General features: G+C 64.2%; 11 protein-coding genes. 1 reads left to right on the top strand and 10 read right to left on the bottom strand.

Translation table 11 applies throughout. The annotated features are described in order from the left end of the window. Nucleotides 1-54: 54 nt before the first annotated feature. From ACW4LP_RS03760 to ACW4LP_RS03725, 8 genes are all read right to left on the bottom strand, one after another. The gene (locus ACW4LP_RS03760) at nt 55-1,482 is read right to left on the bottom strand and encodes a phosphoglucosamine mutase (RefSeq protein WP_114548180.1); all 1,428 of its coding nucleotides are present in this window, start codon (nt 1,480-1,482) and stop codon (nt 55-57) included. Nucleotides 1,483-1,597: 115 nt separating this feature from the next. After that, the gene (locus ACW4LP_RS03755) at nt 1,598-2,128 is read right to left on the bottom strand and encodes a phosphoribosyl-ATP pyrophosphatase (RefSeq protein WP_114548181.1); all 531 of its coding nucleotides are present in this window, start codon (nt 2,126-2,128) and stop codon (nt 1,598-1,600) included. A 263-nt stretch (nt 2,129-2,391) separates the two neighbouring features. Further along, a complete protein-coding gene (locus tag ACW4LP_RS03750; RefSeq protein ID WP_455803476.1) occupies nt 2,392-3,402 on the bottom strand; it encodes a 4Fe-4S binding protein in 1,011 nt (336 codons plus the stop codon). A 9-nt stretch (nt 3,403-3,411) separates the two neighbouring features. Then, entirely contained in the window at nt 3,412-4,095 is a 684-nt protein-coding gene (locus ACW4LP_RS03745) for a 4Fe-4S dicluster domain-containing protein (protein ID WP_455803475.1), read from the bottom strand. 76 nt (nt 4,096-4,171) lie between these two features. Further along, nucleotides 4,172-5,038, bottom strand: coding sequence for a DUF6273 domain-containing protein (locus tag ACW4LP_RS03740; protein WP_114548184.1), 867 nt, complete (start codon nt 5,036-5,038; stop codon nt 4,172-4,174). Between the two features lie 68 nt (nt 5,039-5,106). Further along, the gene (locus ACW4LP_RS03735; RefSeq protein ID WP_455803474.1) at nt 5,107-5,976 is read right to left on the bottom strand and encodes a dimethyl sulfoxide reductase anchor subunit family protein; all 870 of its coding nucleotides are present in this window, start codon (nt 5,974-5,976) and stop codon (nt 5,107-5,109) included. A gap of 3 nt (nt 5,977-5,979) precedes the next feature. Next, the gene (locus ACW4LP_RS03730) at nt 5,980-6,597 is read right to left on the bottom strand and encodes a 4Fe-4S dicluster domain-containing protein (RefSeq protein ID WP_270356413.1); all 618 of its coding nucleotides are present in this window, start codon (nt 6,595-6,597) and stop codon (nt 5,980-5,982) included. A gap of 18 nt (nt 6,598-6,615) precedes the next feature. Further along, entirely contained in the window at nt 6,616-7,452 is an 837-nt protein-coding gene (locus tag ACW4LP_RS03725; RefSeq protein WP_241521306.1) for a molybdopterin dinucleotide binding domain-containing protein, read from the bottom strand. Between the two features lie 39 nt (nt 7,453-7,491). Between ACW4LP_RS03725 and ACW4LP_RS03720 the strand changes: the two genes are divergently transcribed. After that, nucleotides 7,492-8,103: a LysR family transcriptional regulator substrate-binding protein gene (locus ACW4LP_RS03720; RefSeq protein ID WP_278980950.1), complete on the top strand. Its 612-nt coding sequence runs from the start codon at nt 7,492-7,494 to the stop codon at nt 8,101-8,103. A 373-nt stretch (nt 8,104-8,476) separates the two neighbouring features. Here the strand turns inward: ACW4LP_RS03720 and ACW4LP_RS03715 are convergent, their stop codons facing one another. Then, nucleotides 8,477-12,898 carry a DNA-directed RNA polymerase subunit beta' gene (locus ACW4LP_RS03715; RefSeq protein ID WP_455803473.1) on the bottom strand — a complete coding sequence of 1,474 codons (4,422 nt, stop codon included), beginning with the start codon at nt 12,896-12,898 and terminating at the stop codon, nt 8,477-8,479. A gap of 4 nt (nt 12,899-12,902) precedes the next feature. Further along, nucleotides 12,903-16,430, bottom strand: coding sequence for a DNA-directed RNA polymerase subunit beta (gene rpoB / locus ACW4LP_RS03710; RefSeq protein WP_418686414.1), 3,528 nt, complete (start codon nt 16,428-16,430; stop codon nt 12,903-12,905). Between the last annotated feature and the right edge of the window lie 288 nt (nt 16,431-16,718).

Raw genomic sequence — 16,718 nt, 5'->3', positions numbered from 1 at the left:
AACTGGCATTTACTGCGTTGTTCTCGAAAACAGGGCCTGTCGGTCGCCTTCGCCTTACGCGCAGGCTTCCACCACGGCGGCGATGGCCTCGGCGTGCGCTTGCGCGGCGGCCGGATCAACCGCCTCCACCATCACGCGCACCACCGGCTCGGTGCCACTCGGGCGCAGAAGCACGCGGCCGTCCTCGCCGAGTGCCTCCTCAGCGGAGGCCACGGCAGCGGCCACCTCGGCGCTGTCCTCCACAGCATGCTTGTCGTTCACACGCACGTTAATCAGGGTCTGCGGCATCTTCTCCATGACCTGGATGGCCTCGGCCACGGGCTTGCCGGAACGGATGACCGCCGCCAAGAACTGGCAGGCCGTCATGAGGCCGTCGCCCGTGGAGTTGTGATCGAGCAGAATCATGTGGCCGGACTGCTCGCCGCCGATGGAGTAGCCGTGCTCGCGCATGGCCTCCAGAACGTAGCGGTCGCCTACCTTGGTCTGCACCACGTTGATGCCCATCTCTTTCATGGCGCGCACGAAACCGAAGTTGCACATCACCGTGGACACAACCGTGTCGCCGGCCAGCACGCCGCGTTCGCGCATATCGAGCGCGCAGACCGCTTCCACCATATCGCCGTCGATCTCGGTGCCATCGGGCGCCATGAGCATGACGCGGTCAGCATCGCCATCATGCGCAATACCCACATCGGCACCCGTCTCGGCCATAAGCGCGCGCAGGGGCTCGAGATGAGTGGAGCCGCACCGCACGTTGATGTCCATGCCGTCGAAATCATCGTTGATGACGCTCACCTCGGCGCCCAACCGCCGCAGAGCCTCCGGGGACGTGAGCGAGGAAGCACCGTGACCCGTATCCAAAGCGATGCGCAGGCCCTTGAAGGAAATGCCCTGCTCCTCGATGGAACGGGCTGCATGATCGATGTAAATGTCGCAAGCGTTTTCCAGCGGAATGACCACGCCCACCTCGGCACCAGCAGGCATCTTGATTTCGGAAGCCAGATAGCTCGTCGCATCGGCGGGAGCATCGGGCGCAGCGGCTTGAGCGGCGCTCCAGGCAGCCTCCTCGGCGGCAGCGACCTCGCCTTCCAATCCACCGTTGACGATGAAGGCCTCGATCTCGTCTTCCACGGCGTCGGGCAGCTTGAAACCCTGGGCGTCGAAGAACTTGATGCCGTTGTACTCCGGCGGATTGTGAGAGGCGGAGATGACCGCGCCGCCCGCCGCGCGCATTTCGCGCACGAGCAGGGCCACGCCCGGCGTGGGGATGATGCCTGCCTCGAGCACGGTACCACCGGCACTCATGATGCCCGCGGAAAGGGCGGCGCCCAGCATGTCGCCGGAGCGGCGCGTGTCGCGACCCACAACGATAGTCTTGCCGAGATAGATGGCGGCGGCCTGGCCGAGACGATAGGCCATCTCGCAGGTCAGCTCCACATTTGCGATACCGCGCACGCCATCAGTTCCAAACAGTCGGGCCATGAAATCCTTCTTTCCTTCAACTCGGGGGCTCCCCCGAAGTTCTTCATACCGTTTCGCTCGCTCAGGCTGCCGCGAGATTCCCGTCTCTTCCCCGCACAAGACCTGCAGCTGAACGCTACTTTCCGCGTCGTACGAACTCGTCGTGCAAGCGAACGGCGCCGTGCGGCCGCTCTCCTTCGGTCATGCGATTGTTCAGCTCGGCAGCAAACTCGTCGAGCGTGATGCCGTAGCGCTCCAGCACGACGAGAAGATGATACACCACATCGGCGGCCTCGTAGCGCAGATGATCGACCGCCTCGCCGTACTCCGGGGGCAGCTGGACGGAAAGGGGGAAGTCGGCGCCGCCGTCAGCCGTCTCCGCACCGGTAGTCGTCCCGCCAGCCTCAGTCGCCTCCAACGCCACAGCCGCCGCGAGCGAGGACGTCGCCCAGCCCTCTACGTCCTTGGCGGCCAGAGCCACCTCCCCGGACTCTTCCATGACCTTCTTCAGCACGCCGTCGACGTTGCCAGTCAGAAGCCGGTAGGTGTAGCTCGCCTCATCGGCGTCGCGACGCGCGGCGATAGTGGCAGCGAGCGCCTCCAACGTCGCGCCAATCTGCGAGGCCGGGGCCGCCTCGCCTTCGGGGATGAACGTCTTGTTGACCATTGAATGCAGCACTTTCTCTCGACCAGCCACCATGATGTTTCGTTCTATGATACCCGCCTGCAAAAGCAAGGGCGGCCCGAAAGCCGCCCCTGATAAAAATCACAGGTTTTGAAAATACCCTATGCGCGCTCCTCGCAGGGGGCGAACTTGGTCGCCCCTAGGTCTCGGGCATGATGCCGTCTTTGGAGGGCAGACCAAGGTCTGCCCCTACGGGATCGACCGGTACGATCGCTCGGAGAAGATGCCCGCAGGCGAAAGCGCCCTTACGCTTCTTCGGGTTCCAAATCGTCCAAAGCCGGTGCGGCAGACGTTTTCGCCTTGCCACCGGAGCGCACCGTGGAGAGGGCATCGGCGAAGGGAACGGGCTTGCCGCTGACGGCGCGGAAGGAAATGGCGCTCGTGGGGCACGCGTCGATGCAGTCGCCACAGCGGGCGCAGTCGTGCAGGGGCAGCTCGCCCAAATCGGGATGACGCAGGTTCACATCGAAGGTGCAGGCCGTGGCGCAGCGGCTGCAAGGGGTGCTCTTGGCTGTTTCCAGGCAGCGCTCGTTGTCGATGACCGGCATGCCCGTGCGACTGAAGCGGGAGAAGAGGCTCATGAACGCCGAGATGGGACAGAAGCGGCCGCACCACTTGCGCAGGAATACCAGCTCGATGACGAGCATGACCGGCACGAACAGCAGCGACCAGTTCAAATCGCCCGAGCCGAACAAGCTCACCAACAGGGCCACGGCCGCGAAGGAGAGCCCCACGGGGCAGACGAGGCAGAACACGGGGAACCCGAACACAGCCGTCGTCAGCAGCGCACCGCCGAGCACCGCATGGCGCGAGTCGAAAGGCGCGTTGCGCTTGGCGTGGCAGGCTCCGCAGGCGGCGCAGTCGTGAGTCGCCGACGCCTCTTTCAGCGCTGCGATCTCCTCGGCGGCGAGGGCCTGGTTCGCTTGAGAGAGGGCCTCCGCCTCCTGCTCGCGCGTTTTCACGGGCTTGAAGAACTCCTTCACTCGGCGCCACAGGGTCACGGGGCAGATCCAGCCGCAGAACAGGCGGCCCAAAAGCAGCACGAGGGCGATGGCCACCACGATGCTCAGCACCGCACGCGGGATGAGGGTCTTGGCCGCCACCATGGATAGCAGCGCGCCCACCGGGCACAGAACCGCGATGTCGTTCGCCCCGAATCCGCACCAGGTTCCCGTGGCCACGCCGGCAATAAGGCAGACGGCCAGCGCCGCAAAAGCCACCGCGGCCACCGCAGTGCGCGCATTCTTGAACTTCATGACGATCCCCTACCCTTCCAGCGGCTTCACGACAATGGCGCGTTCCGAGGCGTTCATAGTGGAACCGGCCTGGGCCGACACGCACACGGCCTCGCAGGCGCCGCAACCGTTGCACTTCGTCGGATCCACCACGGGCAGCCGCGTGTCCAAAGCGTCGGTCGCGTCGGCGTTCTGGTAATAGATAGCCGCGTCTTCCTCGCCGCGCACCTGGATGCACACGTCATGGCAGAAGGCGCAGAAGCTGCTGCGGTAGGCGATGCACGTCTCGGTATTCAGCATCGCCACGCCGATGACCTCGGTTTCGGGGGCGTAATCGGCGGGAAGCTGCAGAGCCCCGGAAGGACACACGGCGGCGCATAGCGGCACGCCTCCGTTGCGCTCGGCGCAGAAGTCGCAGTAGCGGAAATCATCCAGCTGACCAGGGTAGCAGTCGGAGAACTCCATGCGCGGCGTGCGCATGTTCAGCACGCCCGCATCAAGAGAGGCAGCCACGATCACCTTCTCGGGGCACGCCTCGATGCAGCGGTAGCAGTGCACGCAGCGGGACACCAGGTTCTCCTCGTCCTGTCCTCCCGGCGGCCGCACGAGCGGCTCGCTGCCCACATAGCGCAGCGCCCCCAGCCCGGCCATGGCCACGGTAGCGCCCACGCCGATACACAGCGTGCGCCGCGTCAGCGAATTTCCACCAGCCATGCTCATCCTCCTCTCTCGGACTTACCAACAGGAATGGGAGCGACCGATCAACCAGCCGCCCCCATTCCCGGCGCTTCTAGGAAAGCGCGCTCGTCTCCACCCAGATGGCGGGACGCACGCCAATGTTGCCGCCGAGCGTGCTCTTAAGCTCGCTTCCGTGGTCGTCGAAGCCGTCGTGCAGCTCGCCGGCCATGCGGTAGCCGTCGCCGTGCACGTAGCCGTCGTCGGTCACCACCGAGGCGTAGCCGGCGTAGTAGCCGTTGGAGCGCAGCCACCAGGCCGCCGCGCCGTCAGGCTGCTCGTCGTTGCTCGCCACGCCCACGTAGACGCCCTGCTTCACGGCGTAGTCGGTGGGATGGGCCACGCGAGCCGCGTTGTTGGCGAAGTACTGTTTCGCCTCGGCCAGGCTCAGCAGGAAGACCTGGTCAGTCGTCTCTTCGGCCGCATGCACCGAAGGGTCCGCCGCCGTGGCCGCCGTATGGGACACGTTGTTCTTCGTATCGGCGAGTGTCGTGGCGGCGATGGCGCCCTTCTCATCGGCGCTGAAGGCCGCATTCAAAAACTCGCCGTTCAGCCACGTGCGAATCGAGCTCGTCGCCCATTCCACGTCCTTCTGAGGGCGCGGCGACTGCACCGACCACTGGTACGGCTCGGCCGTGTTGTCGTAGGGCACGGCATCCAGCACCGACTCGCTGATGAGCAGCGTCTTGCCGTTCTCCTCGGCAAGCGCAAGCCACGTGATGTCCTGACCCTGGTAGCTGCCGAAAGTGACCGTATCGAAGCTCTGCTCGTCGGCGGACTCGGCACCGGTATAGGCCAGTTGGGTGTTGTCGCCCTTGGAAGGGTCGCTCACCGGCGCGCTTTCCGTAGCGCATCCGGCGAGGCCGAGCGCGAGCGCTCCGGCGGCAAGCGCCAGGCCGGCCCGCTTGTATATTCCTCGCATGAGAACCTCCTTGTCTCATTTCTCGAAGGGCGGAGAGGCGCACGCGCACGCGGCCTCCCCGAAGCCCGCTAGTACAGCATGAACAGGGTCTCGCCCATGGTGTACATCATGATGCGCAGAGCCACGGCGCACACCAAACCGGCGATGGCGACCACGGCGCCCCATACCTTCCACGCTCCCTGCTTCTTGCCCAAAAGCGCGCCGACGAGGGCGACCACCAGGGCGATGACCGCCACCACGAGGGCTGCCAGCGAGTCGCCCGTGAACAGCGACACATTGGCCGGGTTGGCCATAGCCACGTTCGGGTGCGTCGGGTCGAAGTAGTACTGGAAGGACTGGAAGGTGACGCTCGAGGCCTCCATGGCGAACATGTAGGCCGCCGAGAGCACGGCATTCACAGCCGCGCCGATGACCGTAAGAAGGCCGATGCCCTCGATCTCGACGCCCTTCGCGGCACCGATGAAAGCCACAGTGGCCGGGCCCATGACGCAGGCCGCGCCCAGAAGCGACAGCAGCTGCAGCACCGTGTCCCAGGCGGGCAGCGACGGCATCATGTAGCTGTGGCCCATGGCCACGATGAGCACGAGCACCACCACGATGCCCACCACGGCCAGCCACTGGGGCACCGTGTCATCCTCGGAGCGGCGCAGCATCAGGAAGAACAGCACCATGACCACCGCCAGAAGCACAATGGCGATGAGCTCCTGGGTGATGCCCGAGGTGATGTGTCCGAACCCGTTGAACAGGTTGAACGGGTGGGTCAGATGGAACACGACGGCAATGCCGCCCACCACGAGCACCACAGCCGAGCAGATGAGCGCCGGCAGCTGCACCGCACCGCCGCGCTTCTGCAGCGCGAGGATGCACTGGGTGCCGAAGATGCCCGCGGCCCAGGCCAGAAAGCTCGTGAAGATGACGAGCGGGATTTGAATTTCCATGGGCTACTCGACCCCCTGCCACTTGATGTTGCGCATGATGTAGAACATGCTCGGTCCGTTGCCCACGTCGGTGAGCTTGTACACCTGATCCTCGGTGAAGTCGTTCACGAAGTCGCCCAACCGCTCGCCGCGCGGGCCCTCGAAGGACTCGATACCCTGCTCGGCATCGCCGTACCAGCGGGCCATGCCGCAGCACTGGCTCACGCACTGGGGCAGCTCGCCCTGGGCCGTGCGCTGCTGGCACAGCGTGCACTTCTCCACGACGCCCTCTTCCTCGTTGAGGTAGCGCACGCCGTAGGGGCAGCTCATGACGCAGAACTGGCAGCCGATGCACTTCGACTTGTCAATCTGAATGGTGCCGTCGGGCAACTTGTGCGACGCCTCGGTGGGACACACCGACACGCACTGGGGGTTCTCGCAGTGCTGGCACTGCACGTTCAAAAAGTAGGTTTCGACATCCGGAAACTGGCCGGAACCGCCCTCTTTGGGGGTGGGGCCCACGCGCAGGGTCTTGTTCCAGAAATTGCCGATGGGCACGCCGTTGACCACTTTGCAGGACACGCTGCAAGCGAGGCATCCCACACACCGGTCGAGGTCGGTGCAAATAGCAAGCTGTGTCATTTCTCCCACTCCTTTCTCTTACGCGTCGAACTTATCGGGGTGAATGCCCTCGGCGCCAATGGCCCACAGCTTCAGGCGCGGATCGGACGAGTCGTGGATGATCTCGGTGCCGTCGTTGCCGCAGGGCACGGGGTTGCCGAAGGGGCTGTTCTCGGGCGTGGCCTTGTACACCTTCACCGGATAGCCGCGCACCGTGGACGAGCCGTTGTACTTGTCCTGGGCCGTGCGGTCGACGATGCAGTTGATGCAGGACAGTTTGAAGCCCTTGTCGGCCTGGGCCAGCTCCGGATACCACCACTGATGCTCGCAGTTGATGGTGCCGGGCGCGATGCCGTAGTAGAGGTCCACGGTCTGGCGCACCTTGCCCCAGGGGCTCTCGATCCAGGCCCAGTCGCCCTGCTCCAGACCGAGTTCGGCGGCTGTCTCCGGGTTGATCTCCATGCGGGGCACCGGCCACAGCTCGCGGCACCAGGGCAGCTGGCGATGCTCGCTGTGGAAGTACACGGGGATGCGACGGCCGGTGATGCAGAGGATCGGGTACTCCTCGTAGGTTTCCGCGTCGCGCACCCGGGAGTGGATGCCCTCCACGTAGTAGGGCAGAGCCTCGGTGTGGAAGCCCGGCGTCACCTCGGGGCCGTCGGAGCCCTCAGGGAAGTGGGACTCGATGGTGGTGGCCCACAGCTCGTGCTTCATGGTCGGCGTGGGGAAGCCGGGAATGTTGATGTCCAGCTTCGTCGGCTGCTGATACGGCGCCTTGCGGTAGGCCTGGCCGATCTCGTAGCGGCGGTAGGAGCCCCAGTCGTCCGGGAACACTTCCTTCATGTTCCAGGTGCCGTGCTCCTGGTAGGCGGCCACGAAGTCGTCCCAGGAGTCATAGGGAGCGCAGCCGCCGCCGTGCTCGGCGTCGAGGGCGAGGCTCCTGCCAGTTACAACAGCCTGAACGATACGAACTACCTGGAGCAATTGGTGGAAGGCGATGCCGACATCTTGCTGGCCTATGCCGAACTGGACAAGCTCGATAATTTGGGACTTGCCTACATTCCGCTCATTCGTTCGCCCTTCGTTGCCATGGTCTCTATGGACAGCCCCCTGGCCTCTATGAAGTCGGTGACCATGGACGATCTGCGCAGCTACCGCTTCGTGAAATTCGCCGACAGCTATGCCTTGTCGGGCTGGACCAACATCGAACGCGTCTGCCAAGAGCACGGCTACACGCCCCGCACCCGGGCGGTACTCGGGCGCACCTACATGAACTACTGCGCTATTCCGCTGGGTGTGGAAGACGTCATGATCCTGCAGGCATCCATGCCCCAGCTGCGCTACCTGTCGGACTTCTCCCGCGTGACGGTGCTTCCCGTGACCGACGACGATGCGGCCTTCCGACTGTACGCCATCTACAAGAAGGACAACTACGAACGCGTGCAGCCGGCCCTGGACGCCTACACCCGCGCTCGCAAGATCATCCTCAACCATGGCAAAGGCGGCACCCTGGTCGACAGCGAGTAGCCGTGCACAAAGGAAAGCTGCGCTCAGTGGCCAAATTCCGAATGTCAGCTGCAAGTTCGAAGAGCTTGAAGCGACGTTTTGGTCAATTATCGGTCGTTAGCTGCAAACCGAAAAGGCGGCTTGCTTTGTACCAATATTCGTCGACGCACTGACCTGGGAATACTTTCCGAGCAGCCAGCCTGATTTCGTCGCTATAGCCTCCATGGTCAAAAACAGGTACCTAGCTGCCAGCTGGCAGCTACTTTTTGGCCATTTGGCGCCCCGCGGGAACAGCAAACACAAAAAAGGGGCGGCCCGAAGGTCGCCCCAATAGAAAACTCCCGAGTTCGTCCAAGGAAGTCAGTGATGCTTCGCAAGGACAGGCGAAACCAATTTACTCCTCGCCGTCTTCCATGGCCTGGTTGGAAGCCGCTTCGTCCTCGGCGCTGGTGAAGCCGAAGCCGAGGGAGCTCAAGCCGCCCATGTTACCGAGTAGCGCGTCCAGCTCCTCAAGGTTGCGCTGGTAGGAGCGCGGAGGCAGGGCCTCGCCGAGCATCTCCTCGCCGTCGGTGTTGAACGTCGGGGGCTCGTCGCCGCCGATGAGGATGGTGTCGTCAGGCGAGAACACCATGTCGAGCAGCTGGCTCATGTCGTCGGAAGAAGCCGCCAGGTCGTCCTCGATGACGTGCATGAGGTCGCGGGCCGCCAAGCCCTCCTTCAGCTCCTCGATGGCCTTCACGCCGATGCCCTCGATGCGCAGCAGATCCTCCTCGGTATGACCCAGCAGGTCGGCCACGGTCTCGATGCCCGCCTCGGAGAACTTGTTCGCCCAGCGCTGGGACACGCCCAGATCGTCGTAGATGTACAGGCGCGCGTCCTCGTCGGACAGGTTGTGGCCGCGGTGCCCCGAAAGAGCGCTGTAGTAGCCACCGAACGAGCCCGAGGAGTTGAAGTAGCCGTCGCTGTCGAGCGACCAATCCTGAGGCTGGGGCAGCAGATCCTCGATCTCGCGCAGCGCATCCGGCGCGAAGTCGGGCAGCGCGTCCCCGGTGACCTTCTCCACCGGACGGCCCTTGTAGGTGAGACCCACATCGCGGTAGCGACGCAGACCCGTGCCGGCGGGAATGGGCTTGCCGATGATGACGTTCTCCTTCAGGCTGGCCAAGTGATCGGTCTTGCCCTCGATGGCGGCGTCGGTGAGCACCTTGGTGGTCTCCTGGAACGACGCGGCGGACAGCCACGAATCCGTTGCCAGCGACGCCTTGGTGATGCCGAGCAGCAGCGGCTGGCCCACCGGCGGCTCCTTGCCCTCGGCGATCAGCTCGTTGGCCACCTTCTCGAACTCGAAGCGGTTCACCTGACGGCCCGGCAGGAAGTCGGAGTCGCCGGCATCAAGCACGGCCACCTTGCGCAGCATCTGGCGCGCGATGACCTCGATGTGCTTGTCGTTGATATCCACGCCCTGGGACACGTACACGTCCTGAACCTGGCCCACGATGTAGCGCAGCGTCGTGTTCGGATCAGTGAGGCGCAAAAGGTCGTGGGGGTTCACGGAACCCTTGGTCAGCTGCTGGCCCACGCGCACCTCGCACCCGTCAAACACGCCCGGCAGAAGCTGGGCACGGGCGCTCACCACGTACTCGCGGTAGTTGCCCTCCTGGTCGTGGATGGTGATGGTCTTCGACATCTTGTCGCCGGTGACCTGCATGGTGCCGGAGATTTCCGCGAGCACCGCCTGGCCCTTGGGCTTGCGGGCCTCGAACAGCTCCTGAACACGGGGCAGACCATGGGTGATGTCCTCGCCGGCAACGCCGCCGGTGTGGAACGTACGCATCGTCAGCTGGGTGCCGGGCTCGCCGATGGACTGGGCGGCGATGATGCCCACCGCCGTGCCGATGTTCACCGGACGGGCAGTGGCCAGATCCCACCCGTAGCACTTCTGGCAGACGCCGTGCTCGGCATGGCAGGTCATGATCGTACGGATCGTGACCTCCTCGATGCCGGCCGCATCAAGCTCGCGCAGCTGAGCCATGGAGTGCAAGTAGGTACCGGCCTCGGCGAGGATCTCGCCGGTCTCGGGCGCCACCACATCTTCCAGAAGGCAGCGGCCGATGAGGTTCTCGTCCACCTCGTTCTTCTCGTTGCGCACACGGTAGGGCACGCCCTCGGTGGTGCCGCAGTCGATCTCGCGGATGATGACGTCCTGGGCCACGTCCACCAGACGACGGGTCAGGTAACCCGAGTCGGCGGTACGAAGCGCCGTGTCGGCCAGGCCCTTGCGGGCGCCGTGGGTGGAAATGAAGTATTCCAGAACGGACAGACCCTCGCGGAAGTTCGCCTTAATCGGACGGTCGATGATCTCGCCCTTCGGGTCGGACATAAGGCCGCGCATACCGGCGAGCTGGCGAATCTGCTTGATGTTGCCTCGGGCGCCGGAGAAGGCCATCATGTAGATGGGGTTGAACTTGTCGAAGTTCTCCGCCATGGCCTCGCCGACTTCCTCGTTGGCATCGTTCCAGATGTCGACGACCTGCTTGTGGCGCTCCTCGTTGGACATGAGGCCCATCTCGTAGTCCTCGTCGATGGCGGCGACGCGCTCATCGGCCTGGGCGAGAATGGCCGGCTTGGAGGGCGGGATGGTGGCGTCGTACACCGACACGGTAACACCGGCGCGGGTGGCGTAGTGGAAACCGGCGTCCTTCAGACCGTCGAGAATCGGCGGCACCTCGGACAGATCGTAGGTGTTGGTGACGTCCTCGACCAGGCGGCTGATCTCCTTCTTGTTCATCTCATAGTTCAGGAAGGGATAGTCCGGCGGCAGCACATCGTTGAAGATGATGCGGCCGACCGAGGTCTCGATGCGCTCGCCTTCCTTGTGGTCCTCGAACACGCCGAAGGCGGTGGCCACCTTCGTGTTGTAGGGCAGACGCACCTGGATCTTGGCCTGCAGGTCCAGATCGGCGCGGGCGTCGTAGGCGTTCAGGGCGTCATCGAAATCGATGAACATGCGACCCTCGCCGGGGAAGCCGTCGCGCATGGCCGTCAGGTAGTACAGGCCGATGATCATGTCCTGGGTCGGCACGGTCAGCGGATGGCCGTGGGCCGGGGACTTGATGTTGTTAGAGGACAGCATCAGCACGCGGGCCTCGGCCTGAGCCTCGGCGCCCAGCGGCACGTGCACAGCCATCTGGTCGCCGTCGAAGTCGGCGTTGAAGGCGGTGCAGACGAGCGGATGCAGCTTGATGGCCTTGCCCTCGACGAGCACCGGCTCGAAGGCCTGGATGCCCAGACGGTGCAGGGTTGGTGCGCGGTTCAGCAGCACCGGATGGTCGACGATGACCTCTTCCAGCACGTCCCACACGTAGCTGGCACCGCGATCGACGGCACGCTTGGCGGCCTTGATGTTGGCGGCATACTCAAGCTCGACCAGGCGCTTCATGACGAAGGGCTTGAACAGCTCCAGCGCCATCTGCTGAGGCAGACCGCACTGGTGCAGCTTCAGCGACGGGCCGACGACGATAACGGAACGGCCGGAGTAGTCGACGCGCTTGCCGAGCAGGTTCTGGCGGAAGCGGCCCTGCTTGCCCTTGAGCATATCGGAGATGGACTTCAGCGGACGGTTGCCGGGGCCGGTCACGGGGCGACCGCGACGGCCGTTGTCGAACAGCGAGTCCACGGCCTCCTGCAGCATGCGCTTCTCGTTGTTGATGATGATCTCGGGAGCACCGAGGTCGAGCAGGCGCTTCAGGCGGTTGTTGCGGTTGATGACGCGGCGGTACAGATCGTTCAGATCCGACGTGGCGAAGCGGCCGCCGTCGAGCTGCACCATGGGGCGCAGATCGGGCGGAATGACCGGGATGACGTCCAGGATCATGTCGGAAGGCTTGTTGTCCGACTTGAGGAACGCATCCACCACCTTCAGGCGCTTCACGGCCTTGGCGCGCTTCTGGCCCTTGCCCGTGGCGATGACCTCGCGCAGCTCTTCAGAGGTCGCCTCCAGATCCATGGCGTCCAGAAGGTCGCGCACCGACTCGGCGCCCATGCCGCCAGTGAAGTAGTCGCGGTAGTTCGCGCGCATCTCGCGGTAAAGGGCCTCGTCGCCGATGAGCTGCTTCGGCTCGATCTTCAGGAAGGCGTCGAACGCGTCCTGGCGCAGGGCCTTGCGCTCGTTGAACTCCTCGTAAATGTCGGCGATCTCCTCTTCCACCTCTTCGGGGGTCAAGCGCTCGTCGTCATCGAGGTCGTCGACGAAATCGTCCTCCTCGGGCACGTAGTCGGTGGACAGCTTGCGGGTGGCCTCGATGAGGCGGTCGCGCTCGGCGTCCAGCTCTTCCATGTCGGCGGCCAGCTCGTCGCGCAAGTCGTCGATGTCCTCCTCGCGGGCCTCTTTATCCACCGAGGTGATGATGGAGCTGGCGAAGTACAGAACCTTCTCAAGCTCCTTCGGCGGAATGTCCAGAAGGTAGCCCAGACGCGACGGGGAGCCCTTGAAGTACCAGATGTGGCTCACGGGCGCGGCCAGCTCGATGTGGCCCATGCGCTCGCGGCGCACCTTGGAGCGGGTGACCTCCACGCCGCAGCGCTCGCAGACGATACCCTTGAAGCGAACGCGCTTGTACTTGCCGCAGGCGCACTCCCAGTCCTTGGTGGGACCGAAGGTCTTCTCGCAGTACAGGCCGTCCTTCTCAGGCTTCAAGGTACGGTAGTTGATGGTCTCGGGCTTCTTCACCTCGCCGCGGGACCAGCTGCGCACGTCCTCGGCGGAAGCGAGCGAAATGCGCAGGGCGTCGAAGTTGTTGACGTCGAATTCCGTCATGGGGTTAGGCCTCCTCTCCGCCACCGATGAGGTCGGTGTTCAGGTCGGACTCAAGACCGCTCATCAGGTCGCCCAGCTCGGCAGCCAGGGCATCGATGGCGTTGGCCTCTTCGTCTTCGGTCTTCTTGGCATCAGCGGCAAGTGCGGCGTAAAGCGCCTGGTCGGCACTGTAGTCCTCGATCTCGTCCTCGCTGATGGGTTGCATATCGTGGCCCTCGAGCTCGACGTTCAAGCACAGGGACTTCATTTCCTTCACGAGCACCTTGAAGGACTCGGGCACCTCCGGCGCCGGGATGTTCTCGCCCTTCACGATGGCCTCGTAGCTCTTCACGCGGCCCGACGTGTCGTCGGACTTCACCGTGAGGATCTCCTGCAGCACGTTGGAGGCGCCGTAGGCGTACAGCGCCCACACCTCCATCTCGCCGAAGCGCTGGCCGCCGAACTGGGCCTTGCCGCCGAGGGGCTGCTGGGTGATGAGGCTGTAGGGGCCGGTCGAGCGGGCGTGAATCTTGTCGTCCACCATGTGGCCGAGCTTCAGGATGTAGGTCTGGCCGACGGTGATGGGCTCGCGGAACTTCTCACCGGTGCGGCCGTCGTACAGCCACGTCTTGCCGGTGCGCGTCAGCTGGGGCACCAGCTCGTCGCGGGCCATGTCGCCGTACTTCGCATGGTTCATGTTGATGAGGTTGCGGTTCGCCTTCTCGATGGCGTCCGAGATCTCTTCCTCGGTGGCACCGTCGAACACGGGCGTGGCCACGTACATCGGGCCCTCCACGACCTCGTCGGTTTCCTCGGCGTCCGACCAGCCCCACTTGGCGGCCCAGCCGAGGTGGTTCTCGAGCAGCTGGCCGACGTTCATACGAGACGGAACGCCCAGGGGGTTCAGGATGACGTCGATCGGGGTGCCGTCGGCGAGGTAGGGCATGTCCTCGACCGGCAGCACGCGGGAGATAACGCCCTTGTTGCCGTGACGGCCAGACAGCTTGTCGCCCTGCTGCACCTTGCGCTTCTGAGCGACGTAGATGCGCACGAGCTCGTTCACGCCGGGGGCCAGATCATCGCCGGCCTCGCGGGAGGAGCGGTAGATGCCGATGACGCGGCCGCCGGAGCCGTGGGGCACCTTCAGCGACGTATCGCGCACCTCGCGGGCCTTCTCGCCGAAGATGGCGCGAAGCAAGCGCTCCTCGGCGGTGAGCTCGGTCTCGCCCTTCGGGGTGACCTTGCCCACCAGCACGTCTCCCGGGAACACCTCGGCGCCCACGCGGATGATGCCGCCGGCGTCCAGGTCGGAAATCATGTCCTCGGAGATATTGGGGATCTCGCGGGTGATCTCCTCGGGGCCCAGCTTCGTATCGCGGGCGTCCACCTCGTACTCGGAGATGTGGATGGAGGTCAGCAGGTCCTCGGCCACGACGCGCTCGGACACGATGATAGCGTCCTCGTAGTTGTAGCCTTCCCACGGCATGTAGGCGATCATGAGGTTCTGGCCGAGCGCCAGCTCGCCGCCGTCGCAGGACGGGCCGTCGGCCAGTACGTCGCCGGCCTGCACCTCGTCGCCCTTGCGGACGATGGGACGGTGGTTGATGCAGCCGGACTGGTTGGAGCGCTGGAACTTCGGAATGAGGTACTCGTCGTACTCGCCGTCGTCGTTCAGGATGATGATGGTCTGGCCGTCCACATAGTCGACCACGCCGGGGCGCTGGGCCACGAGGATCTCGCCGGAGTCCACCGCGATGCGGTGCTCGATGCCGGTACCTACGAGCGGAGCGCTCGGGCGCAGCAGCGGCACAGCCTGGCGCTGCATGTTCGAGCCCATGAGGGCGCGGTTGGCGTCGTCGTGCTCGAGGAACGGAATGAGCGAGGTAGCCACGGAGGTCATCTGGCGCGGCGACACGTCCATGTAGTTGACCATCTCCGGCGGCACGTCCATGGCCTCGCCGAACACGCCGTTGGTGTCGGTGGTACGGGCGAGCACGCGGGCGGACTTGTGGAAGACGCCGTCCTCGTCGGTGTAGCCGAACTCGCGGGTTTCCAGATCGAACAAGTCGTTGGCCTGGGCGATGGTGAAGTTCTCTTCCTCATCGGCGGTCAGGTAGTCGATCTCGTCGGTCACCTTGCCGTCGATCACGCGACGGTAGGGCGTCTCGATGAAGCCGTAGGGGTTGATGCGGCCATAGGTGGCCAGAGAGCCGATAAGGCCGATGTTCGGGCCTTCAGGCGTCTCGATGGGGCACATGCGGCCGTAGTGGGAGGTGTGGACGTCGCGCACCTCGAAGCCGGCGCGCTCGCGGGACAGACCGCCCGGGCCCAGAGCCGACAGACGGCGCTTGTGCGTAATGCCGGCGGCGGGGTTGGACTGGTCCATGAACTGCGAGAGCTGGGAGCTTCCGAAGAACTCCTTGATGGCAGCCACGATGGGACGGATGTTCACGAGCGACTGCGGCGTGATCTCGTCGGGCTCCTGCATGGACATGCGCTCGCGCACCACGCGCTCCATACGCGACAATCCGATGCGGAACTGGTTCTGGATCAGCTCGCCCACGGAACGGATGCGGCGGTTGCCGAAGTGGTCGATGTCGTCGGTGACGAAGCCCTCGTCGCCGTTGTGCAGACCGATGATGTAGCGCATCGTGCGGATGATGTCCTCATTGGTCAGCGTGGAGGAGTCGTTCTCCTCGGGGGTGAAGCCGAGCTTCTTGTCCATCTTGTAGCGACCGACCTTGGCCAAGTCGTAGCGCTGCGGGTTGAAGAACAGGCCGTCGAGCAGCGTGCGGGCGGAATCGATCGTCGGCGGCTCGCCGGGGCGGAAGCGCTTGTACAGCTCGATGAGCGACTCTTCCTTGGTGGTGGCGGGGTCGCGGTCGAGCGTGCGCAGCACCATCTCGGAGGAGCCCAGAAGCTCGATGATCTCCTCGCGGGTCTCGGCCAGGCCGAGGGCGCGCACGAGCAGGGTGGCCGGCTGCTTGCGCTTGCGGTCGATGCGCACGGAGAGCAGGTCGCGCTTATCGGTTTCAAACTCGAGCCAGGCACCACGGGAAGGGATGACCTTCGCGTTATAGATGGTCTTGTCGGAGGTCTTGTCGCGCTCAGAGGCGAAGTACACGCCCGGGGAGCGCACGAGCTGGGAGACGACCACGCGCTCGGTGCCGTTGATGATGAAGGTGCCGCGCGGCGTCATGAGCGGGAAGTCGCCCATGAACACCTCCTGCTCCTTGATCTCGCCGGTCTCACGGTTGATGAAGCGGATCTCCACAAAGAGCGGCGCCTGATAGGTGACGTCCTTCTCCTTGCATTCGTCCACCGTGTACTTGGGCTCGCCGAACTCGTGCTTACCGAATTCCACGCACATGTCGCCGGTGTTGTTCTCAATCGGGCACACATCGGCGAACGCCTGGGCCAAGCCCTCGTTCTTGAACCAGTCGAAGCTTTCCGTCTGGATAGCGATCAGGTTCGGGACGTCCATGACGTCGGGAATCTTCGCGAAGCTTCGGCGATCCCTGTAAAGGCTGGTGGGAGCGGATTTCTTATCCATTGCCACGAGGCTGTTCCTCCTTCACGTCCATCGCAAATCTGCAAAAAAGTTGCAATTTGCTAAAATACTACGGCGTGAAGGCCGAGTCAAGAAAAATTTTTACAAGCCATGGAAATTTTCTGGAAAATAGGGCTCGGAGCTGGGCGTTGTTGCGTTCCGTCCTCCGTAGGGGGCGACCTTGGTCGCCCCTCCTCAGGTGAGGGCGCCGCGCTTGAGGAGGGCAGACCAAGGTCTGCCCCTACGGATTGGAGCGCCACGCTCTCGCGCAACGAAAAGGGCGGACCGAAG

Source organism: Adlercreutzia sp. CNCM I-6215, from assembly GCF_977072315.1.
Note: the sequence above shows the minus strand (reverse complement) of the source record. Positions and strands in the feature narration are given on the sequence as shown.